This is a genomic window from Streptomyces sp. URMC 126 (assembly GCF_051386555.1).
Classification (GTDB): domain Bacteria; phylum Actinomycetota; class Actinomycetes; order Streptomycetales; family Streptomycetaceae; genus Streptomyces.
In genome coordinates, this window is sequence record NZ_JBPQTX010000549.1 from 1 (window position 1) to 2,449 (window position 2,449).

Consider the following 2,449-nt stretch of genomic DNA (forward strand, 5'->3'; position numbering starts at 1 on the left):
GCCCGCGGGCGGGCGGGGGACGGGCGGCCGCTCACAGCACGTCCTCGATCCGGATCGGCAGCCGCCGTACGCGGACGCCCGTCGCGTGGAAGACGGCGTTGGCGATGGCGGCGGTCGTGCCGGGGATGCCGAGTTCGCCGCAGCCCTTGGTGCCGTTGGGGTTGCTGGGGTCGGGGCCGCCGACGAAGCGGACGTCCAGGCGCGGGATGTCGGCGTTGACGGCGACGAGGTAGTCGCCGAGGGTCGGGTTGGCGATGCGCCCGGTGTGCGGTTCGGTGACGGTCTCCTCCAGCAGGGCCATGCCGATGCCGCCGACCGTGCCGCCGACGAGCTGGCTGCGGGCGGTCTTCTCGTTGAGGACGCGCCCGCAGTGGGCGGCGGTCACCAGGCGCGCCACGCGGATGACGCCCAGATCCTGATCGACGTGCACTTCCGCGAACTTGGCGGCGTACGGCCCGGTGGGGACCACCGCGCCGTCTTCGCCCGGTGCTTCGGCCGAGCCCTCGGCGGAGAGCGCGTCCCGCCCGTGCCGGGCGAGGAGGTCCGTGTAGCGCTCGCCGCGCCCGTCGTCGGTGCGCACGATGCGGCCGTCCTTGGCACGGACGCCGTCCACCCCCACGTCGCGCAGGGGTGACGCGGGGTCGTGGCGGACGAGGTCGAGGAAGGCCCGGAACAGGTGCCGGGAGGCGGTGTGGACGGCGGTGCCCAGGGCGGCGGTGAGGCCGGAGCCGCCGGCGGAGGGCGCCGCGGGCAGGGAGCTGTCGCCCATCACCATGCGCACGGCGCGCACCGGCAACCCCAGCAGCTCGGCGGCGAGTTGGGTCATCACGGTGTACGTGCCGGTGCCGAGGTCCATGCCCGAGCTCTCCACCACCGCGCCGCCGTCCCGGGTGACGGTGATCCGTGCCGCGCACGGCGCCTGGTAGAAGAAGAACGAGGTGCCGGCCATGCCGTAGCCGATCAGCGTCCGGCCGCGGCGGGCGGAGCGCGGCTCGGGGTCGCGGCGCGACCAGCCGAACGCCTCGGCGCCGGCCCGGTAGCAGGCGCGCAGGTCGTTGGCGGACCACTGCTGTCCGGTGACGGGGTGCTCTTCCGCGTAGTTGCGCAGCCGGAGTTCGACCGGGTCCATGCCCAGCTCGTAGGCGAGTTCGTCCAGCGCGCACTCCAGCGCGTGGTTGCCCTGGGCGTCGCCGGGCGCGCGCATTGAGCCGGGCGCGGGGACGTGGAGGCGGACCTGGACGTCCCGGGTGGCGATGTTGGGGCTGGCGTAGGAATCCTGCGAATTCGCCGCCACGGGTTCCTTGTTGACGTCCGTCATCGACAGCGACTGCCACGCGCGGTGGTCGAGGGCGGTGAGCCTGCCGTCCCGGGTGGCGCCGAGCCGTACGGTCTGCTTGGTGTCGGGCCGGTGCCCGACGGAGGTGAACATCTGCTTGCGCGTCAGCACCAGCTTTACCGGACGTCCCACCTGCCGTGCCGCCACGGCGGCCAGGACGGTATGGCCCCAGGTGCGCAACCCGGCACCGAAACCGCCGCCGAGGTAGGGGGCGAGGACGCGGACGGCCTCCGGCGGGACGCCGAGCGTGGCCGCGAGGTCGGCGCGGGTCCGGGAGGGGCCCTGGGTGCAGTCGTGGACGGTGAGCCGGTCGCCGTCCCAGCGGGCGACCGTGGCGAACGGGCCCATGGGGTTGTTGGTGTTCGCCGCCGTGCGGTACGTCCGCTCGACGCGCACGGGCGCGGCCTCCAGCGCCTTCTCGACGTCGCCGGTCCCGCCGTCCGAGCCGAACGGGTCGTGGTCGTGCGGGGCGTCGGGATGGTCGAGGTCGGCGATGGGTGGCTCCGCGGCGTACCCGGCCCGGACCAGCCGGGCGGCCTCGGTCGCCTGCTCGAAGGTGTCGGCCACCACCACCGCGACGGTCTGGCCGTGGTGCCGGATCCGGTCGTCCCGCAGCGGGGGCGGCGGCAGCGACGCGGAGCGGTCGGGCGCCTCTTGCAGCGGGGGGACGTTCTCGTGGGTGAGCACCGCGAGGACGCCGGGCGCGGCCTCGGCCGCCGCCGTGTCGAGGGCGGTGATCCGGCCGGCGGCGACCGTGCTCTGGACGAGGACGGCGTGGGCGAGACCGGGGTGGGTGACGTCCGTGGGGTAGGCGGCCCGGCCGCCGGTCTTCGCCCGCGCGTCGACGCGGTCGATCCCTTCTCCGACCAGGGCGTGCGTCATGGCCGGCTCCTCTCCGGCCGGGGCGTGCGTCATGGCCGGCTCCTCTCCGGCCGGACGTGTACCGCGACCGGCCGGACGCGTACCGCTGTAGGCCGCCGGACGTGTGCCGCAGTCGGCCGGCCGTGTGCCGCGCCCCGGACGTACGCCGCGCCCCGCCGGGCGTACGCCGCGACCGCCCGCTCTCCGGCCCGCGACCGCGCCGGGCCCCGCCCTCCCCCGTCGGCCCGCGAC

The 2,449-nt window shown here is 75.7% G+C and carries 1 protein-coding gene; it reads right to left on the reverse strand.

Features of this window, described 5'->3' with window-relative positions; translation table 11 throughout:
* Positions 1–31: 31 nt before the first annotated feature.
* Positions 32–2,251 (reverse strand): xanthine dehydrogenase family protein molybdopterin-binding subunit, encoded by a 2,220-nt coding sequence (locus ACSNOK_RS32565; RefSeq protein WP_436784395.1) that lies wholly within the window; start codon positions 2,249–2,251, stop codon positions 32–34.
* Between the last annotated feature and the right edge of the window lie 198 nt (positions 2,252–2,449).

Excerpts from the sequence above, each read along its gene's own strand:
- ACSNOK_RS32565 (WP_436784395.1), bottom strand. The coding sequence starts at position 2,251 with ATGACGCACGCCCCGGCCGGAGAGGAGCCGGCCATGACGCACGCCCTG.